Genomic DNA, 19,536 nt, shown 5'->3' with positions numbered 1-19,536 from the left:
AGATTCCTCTATTGCTGCTGCAAATGAACGTATTATAGTACTTAACGGGATGGATTTATTGGGAAGGGGGACTGGCAAAGATTGCTGCTGACCCGCCATCATGCTTTAATGAAACTAACATAAATGTATATAAGAGATGGAGGTATTACATATGCAGCCTAATTTCAGCATACAGGATAAAATCGCGATCGTGACGGGGGCCAGCAAAGGCATCGGTTATGGACTAGCCCAAGCGCTGGCAGCGGCAGGGGCCAAGGTTGCCGTCATGGCACGAAGCAAGGACCTGCTCCATCCATTGGTCGAGGAAATCTCTCAGGCAGGAGGTCAGGCCAAGGCCTATGAGCTGGACGTCCGGAATGTGGAGCAGATTCGAGCTGTATTTGGTCAGGTAGCCAAGGACTTCGGCCGGCTCGATATCGTGGTCAATAACGCGGGTCTGGGAGAGGGGATGCTGGCGGAAGACATCACGGAGGATTATTGGGATGAGATGATGGACGTGAATTTGAAGGGCGTATTTTTCTGCTGTCAGGCCGCTGGCCGTATCATGCTGGAGCAGGGGTTTGGAAAAATCATTAACGTCAGCTCCCAGGTGAGTGTCGTTGGGATTACGGAAGGGGCAGCCTATTGCGCCTCCAAAGGCGGCGTGAATCAGCTGACGAAGGTGCTGGCGCTGGAGTGGTCCAGCCGTGGCGTGAACATTAATGCCGTCGGCCCTACGTTCATCCATACGCCGGGAACAGCCGAGCGTTTGGACTCCCCTGATTTCCGCGATGGCGTCCTGGCACGGATTCCCGCAGGGCGGATCGGCACCATAGGCGATGTGGCCGGAGCCGTGATTTATCTCGCCTCCCCGGCAGCTGATCTCGTTACTGGCACTTTGCTGCTTGTGGATGGCGGCTGGACGGCACAGTAGGTAGGTTTATCGTTATCAAGCTTGCAAGCGATGGAAACCCGGCAGCGGCGAATCGATAAGACCATCACGATGCTGAACGAGGGACGTTCACAATAGAGATATCGCCGAATGAATGGGGATACCATCGTGGTCAAGAAGCCGGATCAATATACGATTCAGTATGTATTCGAGGGTCCTGCTTTATGAAATATTGTGATTAATAGACTTCGGTAATAGAAGAACCCGGTCTTGCTCTAGGCAAGCTACCGGGTTCTTTGACGATTGTATGGGGCTGGGTTATTTTAACGGAACCTGCTTGGACAATGCTTCAAATTGTTCCAGGTGAGGATTTACTTTGCTTTGAATACTCTTGAAATAACGAATCGCGACGTCATTTTGACGCTGTTCAGCTGCCGAATTGGCAGGGAAGATCGAAGATTTTTTGTTGATGTTGCCGTTTTTGTAATGAACGCTGAACATCGTTCCGGCGGTCCAGGCTTGCTTCATGTTTTGATTGAAGCCCATGATTTCGAGCGATTCCTTGCCTTTCTTGTAGGTAAAGCTGTAGTCGGGATCCGCGACGGCATGAATGACATCGTATCCGCTTTGGAATACACCTGCCTGGAATGTCCCCTTCTGGATCTGATTCCATCGAACGGACCCGTCAGGCAACGTCACCTTATGCGTCAGGATGCCTTCGCCATCCATTTTGTCGTTGTTCCAGCGGCCGATATATACCACCTTATGCGTCTCACCGTCTAATTGGTATTCGTTAATGTATTTACCGTTTCCGGTGCGCTTCCCGTTAATGAATTCGCCGGAATATTGTTTGCCATTTCCCCACTTGATCGTACCGCGACCATTGGGCTGGCCGTTGGCTGCTTCACCGTAATAGGATGTCCGTTCGGAGATCTGTATCCATTCCTTGGCGGAGGCCGCATCGACGGAACCCGGCAGCGGGGCTAGCGAAGTGGCTATAAGCGAAGCTGAAAGTGTTAAGGTTACGGATAATGCCGTTATTTTTTTCATGAACATGTAGGCTCCTTTGTTGAGATGGTTCTATTATACACTTCGCTGGTTACTTCTTCATTCCTCTATACGTCCTATATAATGAAGCGGAAGAGGATGGTGACTTGAATGATTGGGCCTACTCGGATATGGTTATATTTTTGGATGCACAGGAAACGGGAGGGAACAGGATATGACATATGAAGAAAACGCCGCAGGCTGGGACGCAATTGACGAGCAGCTGTTGAAGCTGTACGGGGAGCAGGAGCCGAAACATTACGGAGCCCTAATTCCTTATGCTCTTGGAGGACCCGATCCGCTGAATGGAATCAGCGCTTATACGTCGAATGCCCCTTTTCCCCATTGGCATATGGTCACTTATGGCTTTAGCGAGCTGTATGACAAGGAGTCGGACAATCTGGAGGAGAGCGGTTACGGATTCGAATTGACGTTCAGGCTGGCTAAGCGGGAGGACGAGGAAGAGCCGCCGGCGTGGGCGCTAAATCTGCTTCAGAACATGGGGAGATACGTGTTTAACAGCGGGAATGTTTTTCGCTCGGGGGATTATTTGGATGCCAATGGGCCGATCTGCCTGGGAACCGATACGCAATTGACCGCACTCGCCTTCACCCTGGATCCCGAGCTGCCGGGGATGGATACGCCGAATGGTCGGGTAGAATTCCTGCAGATGGTTGGCATCACGCGTGAAGAGCTCGAGGCGATGCAGACATGGAATACGCTTGGCGTATTACAAGCTTGTGCGGAATATATGCCGCAGTACATAACGGACCTGGATCGGGATTCGCTGCTGAAGATGCCTTCGATTTCAGAAGCCGTTGATCGGGGGAGAAAACAAGAGGGCTCGAACACCGGATTTCTCTACGTGAGCCAGCTGGCTTTTGAACCCGGGAAGAAGGGCTGGTTAAGTAAAACCCCGGCCACCTTGCAAATAGGCGCGAAGCAGGCCGAAATTATCGGGAAGCTGCTGCAGGGCCGAATTCTGAAAGATAAGAAACTGAGCCTAGTAGGCTCGGATGTTCGGGTCGTATTTGAGCCGGGGGAAGAGAGTCGCTGGACTGCAGAGGATGGAGATGTTACCCTTGTTTTGGACGATCGGACCGCGGGTGAATTTTCAAGCCGATTGCTGCCGCAGGTCAGCACCTTCGAGCTTTCTGGCTTGCACGGAATTCGGATTGAAGTCCTGAAGACGGAAATCAAGGATCAAGAAGGAAATGTTGTACAAGTTATCGGATAGCACGGTGGAAAATAAGAATAACACAGATAGAAACAATTTCCTGTCCATATAAAATAGTTTACAATTTGAGTGATGTCTATATACTTATACTTTAAAGCGGTACATAAACATCATGCTACAGGAAATGGTTCTGACAAAGGGAGGATTACATTGAAAGCATCTATTAAAGTAGGGATCGTAGGTTATGGAAATTTGGGCAAAGGCGTACAGAAAGCCATCGGGCAAAATCCGGATTTGGAGCTGGTAGCCATCTTCACGCGCAGAGACCCGCAGCAAATGCCGGCCAATTCCGGTGCTCGCTTCGAGCATATATCAGCGGCAGAGCAATATATCGGCAAGATTGACGTTATGATTCTGTGCGGCGGTTCGGCTACGGATTTGCCTGAGCAAACACCACAGCTTGCTAGCATGTTCAATACGGTAGACAGCTTTGACACACACGCGAAAATCCCTGAGTTTTTCGAGGAAGTCAACAAAGCGGCGATGGGCGGAGGCCATGTCAGCGTCATTTCGACAGGCTGGGATCCGGGCTTGTTCTCCATGAATCGTCTGCTTGCCGAAGCGATTTTGCCGGAAGGTAAGGATTATACCTTCTGGGGCAAAGGCGTGAGCCAAGGCCACTCGGATGCCATCCGTCGTGTTCCCGGGGTGAAGGCAGGCGTTCAATACACGGTTCCAGTAGAAGAGGTTATCAACCAAATCCGTTCTGGTGAAACACCGGAGCTTGCCACACGCGAGAAGCACCGGAGAGATTGCTTCGTCGTAGCGGAAGAAGGCGCGGACCAAGAGCAAATCCGTCAAACGATTGTGTCGATGCCTAACTATTTTTCCGATTACGATACAACCGTAACTTTCATTACGCAAGAAGAGCTTGAAGCTGAGCATGCAGGCATGCCTCATGGCGGATTTGTCATTCGCAGCGGCGTAACCGGAAGCGGTAATAAACAAATTGTTGAATTTGGCCTGAAGCTTGACAGCAATCCGGAATTTACGGCCAGTGTGCTGGTATCTTATGCAAGAGCTGCCCATCGTTTGAGCAGAGAGGGACAGCAAGGCGCCAAGACGGTGTTTGATATCCCGCTGGGATACTTATCTCCAAAATCGGCTGAAGAGCTCCGCAGCGAGCTTCTATAAGCTGCAAAAAGCCCTGCCGCATATGCGGCAGGGCTTTTTTTTGTCCTTATTTATACGATACCTTGTGCGATCATGGCATCTGCTACTTTAATAAAACCTGCGATGTTGGCACCAGCCACAAGATTGCCGGCTACGCCATATTCTTCTGCAGCATCTACGGCACTGCTGTAGATGTTTTTCATGATCTGATGGAGCTTTGCATCCACCTCTTCAAAGGTCCATGACATTCTCATGCTGTTCTGGCTCATCTCCAGCGCGGATACGGCAACCCCGCCTGCATTGGCGGCTTTAGCCGGTCCGAACAGTACGCCGCTGCTGATGAACTGCTCAATCGCTTCCAGCGTGGAAGGCATATTGGCTCCTTCACCGATGGCTTTTACGCCGTTCATGATGAGTGTCTTCGCTGCTTCTTCATCCAGCTCGTTCTGCGTGGCGCATGGAAGCGCGATGTCGCATGGAATGTTCCAGATGCCCGTGCAGCCTTCGGTATACTCGGCATGCGGGTGAATCTTGACGTATTCGCTGATCCGCAGGCGATCCCGTTCCTTCAGCAGCTTGACGGTTTCGAGGTTAATTCCGTCCGGATCATACAGGTATCCGTTGGAATCACTGCAGGCGATGACGTGCGCACCGAGCTGCTGTGCTTTTTCAATCGCATAGATGGAGACGTTGCCCGAGCCGGACACCACAACGCGGCTGTCTTTGAAGCTAAGGCCCTGCGAAGCCAGCATCTCCTGTACGAAGTAGACGCAGCCGTAACCGGTTGCTTCCGTACGTGCCAGGCTTCCGCCATAGATGACGCCTTTGCCTGTCAGCACGCCGGCCTCATGTCCTCCGCGGATACGCTTGTATTGGCCGAACATATAACCGATCTCGCGAGCGCCGACACCGATATCGCCAGCAGGCACATCGGAATCAGGTCCGATATGGCGGTAGAGCTCGGTCATGAAGCTTTGGGTAAAACGCATGACTTCCTGATCGGATTTGCCTTTTGGATCGAAATCCGAGCCGCCCTTGCCGCCGCCGATGGGCTGGCCTGTGAGCGCATTTTTGAAGATTTGTTCAAAGCCAAGGAATTTGACGATGCCGGCATAAACCGAAGGATGGAATCGGATGCCGCCTTTGTACGGACCCAGCGCGCTGTTAAACTGGACGCGGAACCCGCGGTTTACTTGGGTTTTGCCTTGATCATCCACCCATGGTATACGGAAGGTGATCATTCGTTCAGGCTCGACAAGGCGTTCCAGAATACCGTGTTCCCGATATTTCGGATGCTGGGCTAAAACAGGGACGAGGGAATCGACAAATTCCCGGACGGCTTGATGAAATTCTTTCTCGTGCGGATCCCGGGCCACCACTTGGTTATAGATGGATTCCACATAGTCTTTCGCGGCATTAAGGGGTGAAGAAACAGAAATATTCGTAGTCACTTTTGCGATGCACTCCTTCAAATCGTTAAAGTAGAATTGCGTGATAAATCGTCGGTTTTGCTGAAAAGAAAGCCTGTCTCGGACAATTTGTACTAAAACATTAAAAGTTTGCACTCAGCATTTTTAAGTTAAAAAGAATTTTATAGAATCTTGCCTCGTATTACCAATAAAATGTTTTTTGCGAACTCATTAAATATTTCTATAAAGTTGTCATTTGGTGTAAGTTAATAAGCCATAACCCCGTGTTTCGTGTAGCGAAAATGCAAAAAATGATCCGAATTTGTCATGGAAAAATACAAATAAAAGGAACTTTGCCTTCAGTTTTTTCGGCATAATTAGCGTCTGAGCATATGGAAGAAATGGAATGTAATTACAGTGATTGAAGCCATGAAAAAGTTCTCGGCAGCGATGTTTATTTTGGCAATAAGTGCCTTGACGGCATAATAAAAAAGATCGAAACATGCCCGAACGGCTGTTTCGATCTTCTTATTCATATAAGGATAAGTCCGGTCTTATTTCGAAATATCGATAAATCCTTCGCCAAACACGTCGCGTACGTCGTGAATCGTGACAAAGGCGTTTTTATCCTCCGCACGGACGATTTTTTTGAGCATGGAAACTTCCTGTTTACTGATGACGATGTAGAGCACATCCTTGGTCTGCCCGGTGTAATATCCATAACCCCGAAGCACGGTCACCCCGCGGTCCATAATCTCCGTCACCCGAATCGCGATGCGGTCATGATGAGTCGAGATGATGGTAACGGCCTTTTTGGGATTCAAACCCTCGATAATGAACTCCATCGCCTTGGTGCCAATATAGAGGATGACCACGGTGAACATCACCTTCTCGATCCCGATTACAAAGACGGACAGTCCGGCCACGATCAGGTCAAAGAACAGCAGGGCATAACTGATATTCCAATCCCAATATTTATTAGCCAGACGGGCCAATATCACCGTACCTGCCGTAGTGCCGCCAACCCGTACGATGAGTCCAATCCCGACGCCGGCAAACAGCCCGGCAAAGATGGCATTGATCACCGGCTCATCCGAAGCGATGTGCCAGTTCTCCGTCAAATGCAGGAACAGGGAGTGAAAGGCAACCACGATAATGGTATAGACAGTCGTTTTTTTATCGAGAAGCTTATAGCCGACAATCAGCAAAATTCCGTTAATCACCATGCCGACCAGCGCCGGCGACCATTTCAGCACATAAAACAGAATAATCGATATCCCGGTAACGCCGCCTTCGCCAAAATCGTTGGGAATGACGAATAAATTGACGGCCAGCGCAAAAATAAATGCCCCGATGAGCAGCATGATCATATCAAACGCTCTTTTTTTCATACGATATACCTCCATGACTTTCAACAAGCTCACAAAAAAAGCGACTAAAGGAAAAAATCATCCTTTAATCGCTTTATGCAAACACAGGTTGCGCAGCTCTTTTGATATTCTCATTATAATAATCATTACATGGAATGTAAATGATTTTTAATTCACTGAGCGCAGGAGACGACGGAAATGCCTGCGTTGTAGCCCCCCCTTTCAGGCGGGGCATTTTTTATGGGGTTTATCGTGAGGAAGGCGAGAATAGGAGCGCAACATTTCGAAATGGGGTCTGTGCTAAAACTAAAAGTGAAAAGAAGAAGAGGGGATGATGAGAACATGAATACATTGAATGGGAAAGTTGCTATGGTTACGGGCTCGAGCCGAGGCATCGGACGTGCCATCGCGATTCGATTGGCGAAGGAAGGAGCGTTGGTAGCCGTTCATTATGGGAAGAACCATGAAGCGGCGGAAGAGGTCGTCAGCGAAATAACACGGGCTGGAGGAGAAGCTTTCTTGGTAGGGGCGGATCTCGCCTCCTCGGATGGTGTAAGTGCCCTGTACGCGGCGCTGGATGAGACATTGAAAGCACGAACAGGCAATACGTATTTCGATATTCTGGTTAACAACGCAGGGATCGGCTTAGTGGAAACCATCGAGGAGACCACGGAGGAGAGCTTTGATGATGTGATGCGAATGAACGTGAAGTCGCCATTCTTCATGATTCAGCAGGCTCTGCCACGTCTTCGGGACGATGGGCGCATTATCAATTTATCTTCTGCAGTAACGCGAATTTCCTTGCCCAATATTCCAGCGTATACGATGACGAAGGGGGCTATTAATTCGCTGACCCTCTCTCTGTCGAGCCAGCTGGGTTCCCGCGGAATTACGATCAATGCGATCCAGCCCGGATTCGTAGCTACCGACATGAATGCTGCCATGCTTCAGGACCCTGCCTCGTTCCAATTCGGAGCCGGTTATTCGATCTTCGGAAGATGGGGTGAGCCTGGGGATATCGCCGACATAGCTGCGTTTCTGGCATCTCCGGACAGCCGCTGGATCACCGGTCAATGCATCGATGCCAGTGGAGGCTCCCATCTGTGACCTCGGTCTTAGCCGCAAATCCATGAACGTGGAAAGAGCCTCATTCCGGCGGCATGATTCCTTTTTTCGGTATTTCCTCTATAATGTTTGAAGAAGTTACAAGGCAGGAAGTACCAGATGGAGGAAGGCCAAGAATGTGGAATATCGATTTTGAGCACCAGTATGACAAACGTTCCGGCGCAACCGAAGAACAAATGGCCCGTTTTGTTAAGGAGTGGAATGCGGAGCTGTCTGCTGCAGAAATGGAGGACATCAAGGGAAGACAAGTGAATCCTTTTCACAAAAGGTCTCCCTTTTACGACCAATATACGCCGCTCGATCCTGCAGGTTGGAAGCTGCCTCAGCGAAGTTTTCCCGCTAGCTATTTGGACTTGTTGAAGTACTCCAACGGTGGAGAGTTTCAACAGGGAGAACGTCTTTTTCAGTTCTTTAGCACGGATGACCTGAGGGAGATGAATCTGGCTTACGAGCTGCCGGAGTATATGCCGAATGCGGTGTCGTTTGCTATGGATGGAAGCGGAAATCATTATATGTTCGATATGAGGGAAGATTCGATAAACGGTGAATATCCGATTCTGTTCGCTCATTCTGGCAGCTTGGGGTATGAGGAGTGCGGACGGGTTGCGGATTCTTTGTCGGCGTTATGCACGGAGAAATGGGAGCTGTATTGAGAAGGATAGGAATGCAAGCAGGGAGGCCAGAAACCAATTGGGGGAATGTGGATACGAAGGATTATCCTTATTGGCAGGGTTAGCATATCTTGAACAGGGAGAAGGGCCCGCGCGTAATGTGCGGGCTCTTCTATTTTGCGCTCAGCAGTCGTTTACGTACATGTAACCATGATCATTAGGCCAGTACTTCGACAGTAAAACCGCCCGGAGCTTTAACGTAGAAGGTCCATCCGTGCGCTCTTTGAGGCGCTGTGACATCAAAGCCGTCATCGCTTAGACGCTGATGGATCTCATTTACCTTTGCTTCGCTTTCCTGTATAAAGCCGATATGAAACGTCTTGGGATAGTTAACCTCGGTACCCCGCATTAAGGTCAGCACCATCCCCTGATCGTCAAACAGTGCTGCAAACGACTGGCCACGCTCGCCTCCAATTTTGAGTCCAAAATAGGTTTGCAAAAATTCCTTTGCTGCGGTTACATCGGTGACGGTGAGGTTAAGATGGTTCAGTATCATAGCGTAAACACTTCCTTTCAGGAGAATAAGCGATTCTTGATTCAAGCGTAGCACATGAATGCAAGTGGAGGGCTTACGCCGGTTTAGGCCCGGAACGGGTGACAAAACCCGTCACATAAGTTGAATGTTTCAGATAAGGCTTCGTACAAGCAAGAATAGGGAAACGTATTTTGACAGTGATTCTGCTATAATAATCGATAGATATACCCCCCCTTATTCAGAAAAAAAGGTGAATTTTCATGCTTTCATTTACTAGACTAACCAAATGCAAACCCCCGATCCCGTAATTTCTTTGCCAGCCAACTAGAGATTTTTTTTGAAATGATGAGGGGGACGTTAGCTGTGCAAAGAAAAATCTCAAATCCATCCATATGGTTATTAATTATCCTTGTGGGTTTCCCGCAAATTAGTGAAACGATATATACACCATCATTACCGGACATTGCCCATCAATTGGGAGCAAGCAATAATGCAATCCAACTGACGCTCAGCATTTACTTTCTGGGCTTTGCCTTCGGCGTGTTTTGCTGGGGAAGGCTTTCGGATTCCATCGGACGTCGCCCTGCTATGCTGTGGGGCATCCTGGTTTATGGAATAGGCAGCTTGGGCTGCTATCTGTCCGGTTCGGCCGAATGGTTATTGGTGAGCCGATTCATTCAGGCCTTTGGTGCCAGCACCGGCTCGGTTGTCACCCAAACCATCTTACGTGAGAGCATCGATGGAGCCAAGCGACATGCGGTGTTTGCCCAGATTTCGGCTGCGCTTGCGTTTACGCCTGCTATTGGGCCGCTCATTGGCGGATGGGTAGATCAATCTCTTGGTTTCAGAGCAGTGTTCTTGACGCTGGTTTTGATGAGCGCCGCCATTTTGGCGTATTCCTGGACTTCTCTGCCTGAGACCAGGGTAAAGTCTGTATCGAAGATTAACACCCTCTCCGTGGCCAAGCGTCTGGTCACTGACCGCAGAATATGGGGGTTCGGTTTTCTCATTGGAGCTACCAACGGCATATTGTTCAGTTACTATGCGGAGGCCCCGTTTATTTTTATTGAATTTTTTCAGATGAGTCCCGGCGGGTTCGGTTTCTTCGGAATCTTCGTTGCGATGTCATCCATCCTGGGTGCGATGCTGTCGAAGAAACTGCTGACCAGGCTCCAGGCTGAGCGCATGATCGTGATTGGCACGATCATTACGATGCTGGGGGCCCTTTCCCTTACCGTTCTTGCTGTTAGCGGAATTAACGCCACCCTAATGCATAGGGTGTTGATGGTAGCGTGTATTTTTATTCTTCTGCTCGGTATCGGAATGGCGCTTCCGAATTGCCTTAGTCTGGCGTTGAACCAATATGGAGATGTGCTCGGAACGGCAGGAGCGATCTTCGGATTGGGTTATTACGTTATCGTCAGCCTGATTACCAGCGGCATGAGTCTTCTTCACAATGGCTCGTTAATCACAATGCCCTTGTATTTTCTTGGGCTTGCGGTTGTCATGGTTTGCGTGAGCAAGAAGTTGCTGGATATACGCTGATGTAGTCCGGTATCTTGTTCAAGTTTTATATAGGATTGAAAAGAAGCTGTCCCTTTCCTAGCAGGAGGGGCAGCTTCTTCTTGTTCCACTGGATTAATAGAGGGCCGTGGTACACCTACCGATAAAAGATGCCCCGCAGAAATGGAATATTTACCCATGGTTTGGTGCCATTTTTAAACTGAAACTATAACACTTTACTTAATTAAAGTGACAAACTGAATAAATTCGCTTTCCAAATTCTTTATACTTGTTGAGCATTCTTTTATGGTTCTAAATCCTAATGCCTAATTGTCATATGACATTTTGAAGTGTCTTGGCATTGTGGGTGACGAAATGACACTTGTTGATATGACAAGCCTTTTGCCATACTCGGTTCAGCCAGTTGTTATGAGGCAAATACATTTTGAGGAGAGACCATGTATGAATAAAAAGACTCGCACCCTCGCGGTTCTGCTATTATCCGCTATGGCAATGACCGCAATTATCCCAACTAGCAGCCGGGCAGCTGCCGCAACAATGACCACGACTAATGCACCTGTAAATTCTAGTTTGGAGGGGCCACGCGATACCAAGGAGCTAGAAGCATTTGCAGATATCGTTTTTGCGGACGTGATGAAGAAGTATAACACAGTCGGTTCTAATTTTGCGGTCGTGGCCGATGGGAAAGTGTTACTAAGCAAAGGTTACGGTTATGCCGACAAAGAAAAGAAGATTCCCGTTGATAAAGACACCGTTTTCCAGATCGGCTCTGTTACCAAGACATTCACGGCCTTGGCGGCTATGCAGTTGGTCGATAAGGGGAACATCGATTTACGAGGCGATATTCAAAAGTACTTAGGAGGAGTGAAGATTCCGAATAAAACGGGGAAAAAGCTGACCATGTATGATCTGCTTACCTATGCAACCGGATTTGAATCACCCGATATCTCTTCGTATTATTCACCGGAATATGTTAACAAAAACTTTCCAATAAAGGATTTTGTCAAATCACATATGTCAGCGGTAGTGAGGCCTCCGGGAGAAGCATACGTTTATGACAATCTGGGGTTTTTGCTAGCGGGGTATGCGGTAGAGAACGTCTCGGGAATGCCCTATTCGAAGTATATGGAGAAAAACATTTTCACCCCGTTAGGCATGACCTCAACGAGTGTACGGTTTACGCCCGAACTATTAGGCAGAATGGCTGCTCACTATGGACCGAAGGGTGAAAAGATCCCCATGGATGGAACTATGCCTACAGAAAAACCTGAAGGTGGTATCATTTCAACAGCAGATGACATGGCGAAGTATCTCTTAATGCATCTGAACAAAGGAAAGTATGGTGGCAAAGAAATTGTGAGCCAAAAAAGCATAGAGCAAATGCACACATACCAGTTTTTTGCTGATAAAACGATTCCTCTTACAACAATCGGGTTCGAAGGCTATTTCAATGAGAAGATGAATGGTCAACATGTGATTCTAAAAGGAGGAAATGTTACAGGGCATTCATCCCTGATTGTTATTCTGCCTGAGAAAAATGTAGCCTTCTATATGTCCAACAATGACGATAACCCCTATGTGAGCATTGACGTGTATGAAGCGTTTATGAATCACTATTATCCAAGAAAAACAGAAGTTTCAAAGCCAACCTATTCGGCAATCAGTGTGCAGCAAGCCAAAGCATATGTCGGATTATATAAAAACACGCGTATGGAGGCCTCAAGGACTATGGTTTCTTATTCGAACGGGAAATTAGTTACGGAAACAGCTTCAGGCAAGCATACGCTGAAAATGATCCACCCTTTATTGTTCGAAGATGAATCAGGTACTAAAGTGACGTTTAAGAAAAACGCAGCTGGCCATATTGCATATATGTATTCTACGGGCCTACCAGACTTAGTTGCATTTTCAGAAAAAGTTAACGTGGATTCACCTTTCTCTGATGTACCTGCGAATAGTAAGTATAAATCATATATTAACAATCTCAAGGCTTTGAAAGTCATGAACGGGAAGTCTTCCCATATCTTTGATCCAAAAGGAACGATGACTCAAGGCGAATTCTCAGAAGTGCTGCTTCGCGCCCATGGGTGGCATAAACAGCCTTACATGATTGAACTCAATAAGAAGCAGATGAAAGCCGGACTGCCTAATTATCAGCCTAATTCTCCGATCACTAGACAAATGGCGGCGGTGATGATCCAAAACCTGAAGCAGGTAGAGCCTAGAACGAAGGTTAAACTGAGTGGCACAACGGATGCCTGGGCAGTTGAAGCCATCAAAGCGCTTATATCTCAAGGGATCATGGACCCGGATACCAAGGTTAAATCTGATGGTTCCGTGAATTTCCGTTCAAAAGAACTTTTGAAACGCCAAGAGGCTAGTGCCTTATTGGATCAAGCATTTAATTACTATACTTTACCGATTGGTCACTAATTTACCCGACTCGACTATAAGCATGCTGAGGCTGTCCTCCGTCCGAAACCTGACGAATATCGATGCCCTGGCGGCATTGGATCATTTGGCATTCCTCCATTTGTGAGGAGAAGCGGATACGCTCGATGGCTCTTGTGCATCTGTCAGGGATCCTGATGTAAAAGCGAAAAGGACACAAAATATGAAAAGCCCGCTACGCTATGGTAGTGGGCTTTTTCCGATATCAATCTTTGGATTCCTCCACAGTCGCCACCGGATTCTCCTCATAGCTGATCCAATCGCTCCAGCTGCCTGCGTACAGCTTCACATTGCCGTAACCGGCTTCCTCCAGGGCAAGCACGTTCGGACAAGCGGTGACGCCGGAGCCGCAGTATACGATAATCTCGGCATCCTCCGAAATGTCGGAAAAATGCTTGCGAAGCGCGCCTGCATCCTTCCAATGTCCGGCGTCGTCCAGGACGCCCTTCCAGAAGCAGTTCACCGCACCCGGAATATGTCCGGCTTTGGCGTCCAACGGTTCCTCGGCTCCGGCATATCTGCGCGGTTCGCGTGAATCGATGAGGATTTTGTTACCATGCTGCGAAGCCGCGCGCACCTCATCTACGAGGACCAGTTTATCGGGCTTAAGGTTGATGTCATAGGGTACCGGAATGACGATCGGCTGTTCATCCGTTACCGGATACGAAGCGTTCTTCCAAGCCGTAAAGCCTTCATCCAACACATAGGCCTGTTCATGCCCGGTGTATTTCAGCAGCCACCATAAACGGCTGGCCATGGCTCCGCCTTGGTCGTCGTAGATGACGACACGGCTGCTCTTCTGAATGCCGGACTGGCCGAGACGCTTTGCAAGCTGATCCAGGTCCGGTAGAGGATGGCGTCCGCCATGTCGGGTGATAGGGGAGGAGAGGTCCTTCTCCAGGTCGAGGTAAACGGCACGCGGAATATGCGATTCCTCGTAAGCGGCTCGGCCGCTTTCCGGCTTCCCGAGGGCAAAACGGCAGTCGACGATGACCAGATCCGGTTCATAGAGTCTCGCCAGCAGCCATTTCATTGACACGATATTGTTCATATACCAGGACACCGCCTTCTATTAAGAAATAATGAGATTAAGTAACCGAATTATATCATATTGCTGCTTCCGATTACGTATATAACTAAAAAGTCGACCTGTCTCATAGAAGGATGAGATCAGGTCGAGGATATGAGAATGAATAATGGCAAGAATCAGGATAAACGCTTTATTTCTTGATAGCTTGAAGCAGCATGGAGGTGTAAGCCTCGGCGCCTTCCGGCTCCAGATGGACACCGTCAGACCGGAAGTATTCCGGATGATCCTTACTGGCTGAATACCAATCCACCAGCGTAACTTTCGGGTTCTGGGCAGCCGCTTTTGCCAGCATGCCGTTCACGTTCTGTTCCCAATCACGCGGAACCCGCGTGTTGATAAGCAGAATTTGCTTAGCTGAGTCCAGAGGACGCAGAAGAGAATCCAGATCCTTTTTCGAGAAAGCGCCGTTGGTCCCCAGCCCGATGATGATAACGCCGCCATCTATCCGATTCTGGGTCTTCATAGCAGGGATCAGGTCATCGGCCTGACGCATTTGGCGGCCTATCTCTGCATCGATGTGAATGCCGGGCAGCGATTTCTCGAGATAAGTGGATACCCCGAGCATGACCGAATCACCAATGGCCGTGACGGTGGACTGGGATACCGGAGGATTTTGAGGCTTATTCGTTGGCTGCGTTTGATTGCTCTTACCGCCTGTCGTTTCGCTTCCCGAGTCCTTGGATTGATCCGGCTTATCGGCCTTCTCCTCACCAGGTTTACCCGCTTTATCTTCATTCGGTTGATCCGGGATTGTTTTTTCGGAATCAGCCTTATCCGGGTCTTCGCTCCCTGTGTCGGTGTTCTTGTCTTCGTTGTCAGCGTCATTTCCAGCAGGAGGGTCCGGCTCTTCGTTTCCGCCAGTATCTTCATCGCCAGAATGTGTCGCTTCGTTCGGAAGCGGCATTTCATCCGTTTCTTTAGCAGGGTCCGGCTTCTTAATAACACCAGGCTGCTTCGCGTCGGTAGGCGGAGGGGAGATGTTCCCGTCGTCAGTGCCTGTAGGAAGCGGCGTTTGTCCTTGCGGTGGCTCCATCGATCCGGACCCTCCGCCTTGATTCTGATCCGGTTCTTCCGGGGCAGGGTCATCAAGGTTCAGCATGGCAGCGATATCGCCTACCGTTCTCGCAGAAGATACGCTGCTCATCATCCCTGAGCAAAAAATACCGATTAGAATGAGCGAGCTTAGCGACACGACCCAGCCTCTTAATGAAATCGAAGCCGGACGGCGGCGAATGGAGCGGGCTTTAAACCATACCTTCTTCAGTCCGCCATGACGTATCGGTTCTTCAACATACTTCCAGGATAGGGCGGCCAGCAGAACGCTTGCCGCGATTTGCAGTGCAACCTGAGGCAGACTCAGATTGCCTGTGCCGGATGCAGGTGAGGTCAGGATCATCACCGGGTAATGCCATAAGTAAATGCCATAGGATCGAACGCCAATCCACAACAGGGGCTTCCAGCTTAACAAGCGGCTGATCGAAGCTGCAGGATGCGCCAACACCGCAACGAGGACAGCGGCGGCCAGAGAGAAGAGGAACATTCCCCCTTGATACAGGAACGAATCGTACCGGTCCACCCGCCACATCATGAACAGTATGATGAGCAATGCCACTGCGCCTGTTAGGTTGAGTCTGCGCCGGGCAGCCCTTGAAACATGGGTTGACAGCTTCCAGCTGGGCCATACGATAGCAAGCCCTGCTCCGATGAGTAAACCAAACGCCCGGGTATCCGTTCCGTAGTAGACCCGGCTAGGATCATCTCCCGGTTGATAGATCACTGCCATGGCGAGAGCTGAAATCGCGGCTCCGGCAGCAATGAAAGTGAACAGCTGTCCCCTGCGGGGGAATAGCTTGAGTACGGCTAACATGATTAGGGGCCACAGCAAGTAGAACTGTTCTTCCACGGCAAGCGACCAGAAATGCCCCAGTGGAGACGGCGGGCCAAATGATTCGAAATAAGATTGCTGCTGAAAAATAAACTGCCAGTTGCTTATGTATGTAACCGCACCGAGCACCTCACTCCGAAGCGTAGCCAGCCGAGATCGGTCAAATAGCGTAACCCACACCACCAGGATGAACAGCATGAGCAGCATAGCCGGCAGGAGACGTCGGAACCTTCGGATCCAGAAATCTTTCAGATCGATCCGGCGATGATGATGCCATTGCGATGCCAGAATATCCGTAATGAGATAGCCGGACAGTACGAAGAATAAACTGACTCCGAGAAAACCACCGCCTGCAAAACCGAAATTCCAGTGGTATCCCATCACTCCGATCAAGGCGAGGGCCCTCAGCCCATCAAGACCGGGCATGTAGCGTGAATGTGGCTTATCTGATGCCGGCACGGGAGATCACTCCTTTCGAAGGATCTGCGCTTACGCCGCCCTGGAACAGCCGCTGCGATAATATGTAGGACATATTCTCAAACGTCTGGGTGCTGAATAGTGAATGTGTCATTTGGAACATGGTAAACCTTCCCTTTCCTTTATAGGAGGATATCTTGAATTAAGGAGACGCTTATCGAATCCTGTAATATCCTGCAACACGATGTCATAGCTAATACTATCATTCCAGGAAAAACAGAAGGTGACAAAAAAGTGAAGCTACGGCTACATTATGATGTCAATAATAAAACAGATTTTTCATTTGAAAGGAAAAGTCTACACACCTCGTTATCCATGATTCGGTAACCGATTGTTAGCTGTATCGCAATAGGCCATAAGAAAGAGGAGGTCCCTGCCTCCTCCAACATTAGGATGATCCCACATCCATGATTTCCCTTTTATTAATATAGAATATCGGTCAGATCGCCGCTCCCTGCCGTTTACGAAAAAAGGTTTTGAGTGCCTCGTACACTTCCCCTTTGTCTTTAATGACATGATACATGAATTGGTCCAGCTTGATATTCTTATAAGCCGACATCAGCGTGCTGCTGCGATTGTATTGATTGACCTCACCATAACCGAACATATTGCTGACCTTCAGCAGTTCGCCGATGAGTTTGACGCAGCGTTCATTGTCGGACGTGAGGTTATCGCCGTCGGAGAAGTGGAAGGGATAAATGTTGTATTTGGAAGGGGGATAACGGTGATGAATGATATCAAGCGCCTTCTGATAAGCGGATGAACATATGGTTCCGCCGCTTTCACCCCGTGTGAAGAACTCTTCTTCGGTCACTTCTTTCGCCTCGGTATGGTGGGCGATAAACACGATTTCGACCTTCTCGTACTGCTTGCGAAGGAAGCGGGTCATCCAGAAGAAAAAGCTGCGCGCGCAGTATTTCTCGAAGGAGCCCATGGAGCCGGACGTATCCATCATGGCGATAATGACCGCATTGGATTCCGGGATGACGGTGTCGTCCCAGGTCTTGTAACGCAAGTCGTCCGGACTGATCCCGTGGATGCCGGGTTTGCCGTCTCTTGCATTGCGGCGCAAATTCTCCAAGATGGTGCGTTTCTTGTCAATGTTGGACATAATGCCTTTTTTGCGGATGTCGTTGAAGACGATGGACTCTGTCTCGATCTGCTCTTTATCCTTGGGCTGCAGCAGCGGGAGCTCCAGTTCCTCAAACAGCATATTCTCCAGTTCTTCCAGGCTGACCTCGGTTTCCACGATGTCCTGCCCTGCCTGATCGCCGGCCGATTCTCCCTTACCGGGCTGGGCTGACGAAGGGTCGCGTCCAAGAACGTCCCCAACCTGACTGTCACCGTCGCCCTGGCCGACATGCTTTTGCTTTTGATAGTTATAGATGAAACGGTATTCGTCAAGGCTGCGGATCGGAACTTTAATGATCTGCTTTCCGTCGGACAGAATAATGTTTTCCTCGGTAATAAGGTCGGGCAGGTTGCGTTTGATGACTTCACGGATTTTATGCTGATGACGTACCTGATCCTGATAGCCCTTGCGGTGCAGCGACCAGTCTTCACGGGATACGACAAACGACAGGGCGTCTTCATTTTGCATGGACAGTCACCTCCCAAGTATTGCCTTGACACGGTTGCCGTCTTTTTGGCTGTAGTAATTCATTATATTCGGGAGAAAGAGCGATATGTGAGTATCAATCCGGGTTTGTCATGAAAAAGACACTTAACCTAAAGATGAATCAGGCAAGTGTCTTGAAGTGTCAATGCTTAAGCATTTAACACGAATAGGAAAAGAGCTCCGATGGTGATGATGACTACGCCGTTCACGATGGTGGCAATCACGGCGACAGCACGCTTGCGTGTTTTGGATAAGCAGCCTACAACGCCAAGCACCAAGCCGGTGATATTGATGATCATCACGATGATGAACACGGCCGCCAGCGTGGTCATCGCTTCCAGCGTTTCCTGAGTCGGCTCAAGGAGCGGTCCGTTCTCCGTCATGTATGGCTCAATCATCGTGGTGCCGAGCGCGCCGAGCAGAATATACCCGAGCAGCGTCACGATCGACAAGATGAATGAGGCGATGCCGAAGCGGGAGTTTTTTCTATCCTCGGGTGGAATAAAGGTGGTTTTGGGTCGCTTAGGTGAACCTTGGTCCTCGGATGGGGAGGCAGGTGATTGTTGATCCATGTACATAATCGCTCCTAACATAAGAATTCATTCTCTAATGGGTTCGTGTGGTCTTCAATAAAAAGACATCCTTATTAATCTTTCACAAAATGGCCCTGAAATCAAGTCCAAAGCGTCTCACATGCCGGTGGAAAAGCTTCCTTGAATCCGTTAAACTTAATTTGAATACATAAGGACATGGGTGTCCGCTGACAAAAGGGGTTGAAAAGGCATGAGTCGTAGATTCATCGCATGGGGTTCGATCCTGATGGCATTATCTGTCGCTATCGGGGCATTCGGCGCCCATATGCTGGAGGATAAGATTACGCCGGACGAACTTGCCATTTATGAGACCGGAGTCCATTATCATATGATTCACGGACTTGCGGTGCTGATTACGGGGATTGTGACGAAGGTTCTGGGCGAATCCCGGAAGCTGTTCTGGGCAGGGACTTTATTCATTGCGGGAACCGTCATATTTTCCGGAAGTCTCTACGTGTTAAGTTTATCGGGCTTGAAGTGGCTCGGTGCGATTACGCCGATCGGCGGTGTATCCTTTATCGTGGGCTGGCTGATGCTGATGTCTTCGGCGCTGTCCCGAAAAAATGCTTGATGTTAAAAA

Annotated in this window: 17 protein-coding genes; 8 read left to right on the top strand and 9 right to left on the bottom strand. The window is 49.2% G+C overall.

What is annotated here, in order from left to right; translation table 11 throughout:
* The first annotated feature begins 151 nt into the window (after positions 1-151).
* Complete coding sequence (locus tag MKX98_RS26470) at positions 152-913, top strand: SDR family oxidoreductase (RefSeq protein ID WP_339219371.1); 762 nt, start codon at positions 152-154, stop codon at positions 911-913.
* Positions 914-1,189: 276 nt separating this feature from the next.
* On the opposite strand, the gene MKX98_RS26465 is transcribed toward MKX98_RS26470, so the two are convergent.
* A complete protein-coding gene (locus MKX98_RS26465; protein ID WP_339219369.1) occupies positions 1,190-1,921 on the bottom strand; it encodes a hypothetical protein in 732 nt (243 codons plus the stop codon).
* A gap of 172 nt (positions 1,922-2,093) precedes the next feature.
* On the opposite strand from MKX98_RS26465, the gene MKX98_RS26460 reads away from it, so the two are divergent.
* Both MKX98_RS26460 and MKX98_RS26455 read left to right on the top strand, forming a co-directional pair.
* On the top strand, positions 2,094-3,155 hold the full coding sequence (locus tag MKX98_RS26460) for a suppressor of fused domain protein (protein WP_220684107.1): 1,062 nt from the start codon (positions 2,094-2,096) through the stop codon (positions 3,153-3,155).
* Between the two features lie 150 nt (positions 3,156-3,305).
* Entirely contained in the window at positions 3,306-4,289 is a 984-nt protein-coding gene (locus MKX98_RS26455) for a diaminopimelate dehydrogenase (protein WP_194544235.1), read from the top strand.
* 50 nt (positions 4,290-4,339) lie between these two features.
* On the opposite strand, the gene gdhA is transcribed toward MKX98_RS26455, so the two are convergent.
* Positions 4,340-5,719 (bottom strand): NADP-specific glutamate dehydrogenase, encoded by a 1,380-nt coding sequence (gdhA, locus tag MKX98_RS26450; protein WP_071217941.1) that lies wholly within the window; start codon positions 5,717-5,719, stop codon positions 4,340-4,342.
* 512 nt (positions 5,720-6,231) lie between these two features.
* Complete coding sequence (locus tag MKX98_RS26445; RefSeq protein WP_339219366.1) at positions 6,232-7,068, bottom strand: YitT family protein; 837 nt, start codon at positions 7,066-7,068, stop codon at positions 6,232-6,234.
* A 321-nt stretch (positions 7,069-7,389) separates the two neighbouring features.
* Between MKX98_RS26445 and MKX98_RS26440 the strand changes: the two genes are divergently transcribed.
* Positions 7,390-8,154: an SDR family oxidoreductase gene (locus MKX98_RS26440; RefSeq protein ID WP_339219364.1), complete on the top strand. Its 765-nt coding sequence runs from the start codon at positions 7,390-7,392 to the stop codon at positions 8,152-8,154.
* 134 nt (positions 8,155-8,288) lie between these two features.
* The gene (locus MKX98_RS26435; RefSeq protein WP_194544233.1) at positions 8,289-8,825 is read left to right on the top strand and encodes an SMI1/KNR4 family protein; all 537 of its coding nucleotides are present in this window, start codon (positions 8,289-8,291) and stop codon (positions 8,823-8,825) included.
* Positions 8,826-9,000: 175 nt separating this feature from the next.
* Here MKX98_RS26435 and MKX98_RS26430 read toward each other — a convergent pair whose 3' ends face one another.
* Positions 9,001-9,339, bottom strand: coding sequence for a VOC family protein (locus MKX98_RS26430; protein ID WP_071217945.1), 339 nt, complete (start codon positions 9,337-9,339; stop codon positions 9,001-9,003).
* Between the two features lie 342 nt (positions 9,340-9,681).
* Here MKX98_RS26430 and MKX98_RS26425 point away from each other — a divergent pair, with 342 nt between their 5' ends.
* The gene (locus MKX98_RS26425) at positions 9,682-10,863 is read left to right on the top strand and encodes a multidrug effflux MFS transporter (protein ID WP_339219359.1); all 1,182 of its coding nucleotides are present in this window, start codon (positions 9,682-9,684) and stop codon (positions 10,861-10,863) included.
* A gap of 420 nt (positions 10,864-11,283) precedes the next feature.
* Positions 11,284-13,275: a serine hydrolase gene (locus MKX98_RS26420; protein WP_339219358.1), complete on the top strand. Its 1,992-nt coding sequence runs from the start codon at positions 11,284-11,286 to the stop codon at positions 13,273-13,275.
* Positions 13,276-13,498: 223 nt separating this feature from the next.
* Here the strand turns inward: MKX98_RS26420 and MKX98_RS26415 are convergent, their stop codons facing one another.
* The 5 genes from MKX98_RS26415 to MKX98_RS26395 all read right to left on the bottom strand — a co-directional run bounded on the left by MKX98_RS26415 (position 13,499) and on the right by MKX98_RS26395 (position 18,935).
* Positions 13,499-14,344 (bottom strand): sulfurtransferase, encoded by an 846-nt coding sequence (locus MKX98_RS26415; RefSeq protein ID WP_339219357.1) that lies wholly within the window; start codon positions 14,342-14,344, stop codon positions 13,499-13,501.
* A gap of 169 nt (positions 14,345-14,513) precedes the next feature.
* Complete coding sequence (locus tag MKX98_RS26410) at positions 14,514-16,727, bottom strand: acyltransferase family protein (RefSeq protein ID WP_339219356.1); 2,214 nt, start codon at positions 16,725-16,727, stop codon at positions 14,514-14,516.
* Entirely contained in the window at positions 16,711-16,839 is a 129-nt protein-coding gene (locus MKX98_RS26405; RefSeq protein ID WP_259445169.1) for a hypothetical protein, read from the bottom strand. The genes MKX98_RS26410 and MKX98_RS26405 overlap by 17 nt, the downstream gene beginning before the upstream one ends.
* 345 nt (positions 16,840-17,184) lie before the next feature.
* Positions 17,185-18,345, bottom strand: a complete 1,161-nt coding sequence (yhbH, locus tag MKX98_RS26400) for a sporulation protein YhbH (protein WP_113057531.1) — start codon at positions 18,343-18,345, stop codon at positions 17,185-17,187.
* Between the two features lie 167 nt (positions 18,346-18,512).
* The gene (locus MKX98_RS26395; RefSeq protein WP_233355059.1) at positions 18,513-18,935 is read right to left on the bottom strand and encodes a hypothetical protein; all 423 of its coding nucleotides are present in this window, start codon (positions 18,933-18,935) and stop codon (positions 18,513-18,515) included.
* Between the two features lie 211 nt (positions 18,936-19,146).
* On the opposite strand from MKX98_RS26395, the gene MKX98_RS26390 reads away from it, so the two are divergent.
* Entirely contained in the window at positions 19,147-19,527 is a 381-nt protein-coding gene (locus tag MKX98_RS26390; RefSeq protein WP_339219354.1) for a DUF423 domain-containing protein, read from the top strand.
* Positions 19,528-19,536 lie beyond the last annotated feature (9 nt).

The organism is Paenibacillus sp. FSL W7-1332 (genome assembly GCF_037969785.1).
Classification (GTDB): domain Bacteria; phylum Bacillota; class Bacilli; order Paenibacillales; family Paenibacillaceae; genus Paenibacillus_AQ.
The sequence above is the reverse complement of the archived record's forward strand: the minus strand, read 5'-3'. Positions and strand labels throughout refer to the sequence as shown.